This window comes from Kitasatospora nipponensis (assembly GCF_039528135.1).
Taxonomy (GTDB): domain Bacteria; phylum Actinomycetota; class Actinomycetes; order Streptomycetales; family Streptomycetaceae; genus Kitasatospora; species Kitasatospora nipponensis.
This window is the reverse complement of the sequence record NZ_BAAALF010001070.1, coordinates 1-539: the sequence shown is the minus strand read 5'-3', so window position 1 is coordinate 539 and position 539 is coordinate 1. Positions and strand designations below refer to the sequence as shown.

The 539-nt window shown below is 75.5% G+C and carries 1 protein-coding gene; it reads right to left on the bottom strand.

Annotated features, from left to right (window positions below; genetic code table 11):
• A partial coding sequence (locus tag ABD323_RS44920; protein ID WP_486327197.1) for a TolB-like translocation protein occupies positions 1–539 on the bottom strand: 539 nt, incomplete at both ends.

Genomic DNA, 539 nt, shown 5'->3' with positions numbered 1-539 from the left:
GCCGCGGCCCGGACCGTGGCGGAGCCGATCGTCCCGCGCGGGGTCGGGATCCGGGTCAGCTGACCGCTCGTCAGGTCGTACCGGTAGAGCTCGTCCCTGGCGTGGTGGGAGTGCGAGATCAGCAGCGCGTCGCCGGTTGGGTACCAGTCGGCGCCGGTCTCACCGGGCAGGTCGAGGACCAGCTCGCGCTGGGCCCCGCTGACGGTGTCCCAGACCAGCAGTTCGGGCCGGCCGCGGCGCTCGTGCTCGACCAGCAGCCGCGGGTCGCCCGGGACGGGGGGGAAGCCGGAACCCCTGAGCCCGAGCCCGGCGCCGTCCCAGAGCTCGGCGACCGTCGAGCCGTCGACGGCGAGCACCCGCAGCGCGGGGTGCCGGCTGTCGCCGTGCTCGCTGTGCCCGATCGCGACCAGCGAGTCGTCGGCGGAGAGCGCCACCACCTGGTCGTCCTCCCGGTGTTGGTACAGCGTGACCGGGTCGGCGCCGTCGCGGCAGAGCTGGACCTCGCTGCCGGCCCTGCCGGTGCGGCCGATCACCGCGAG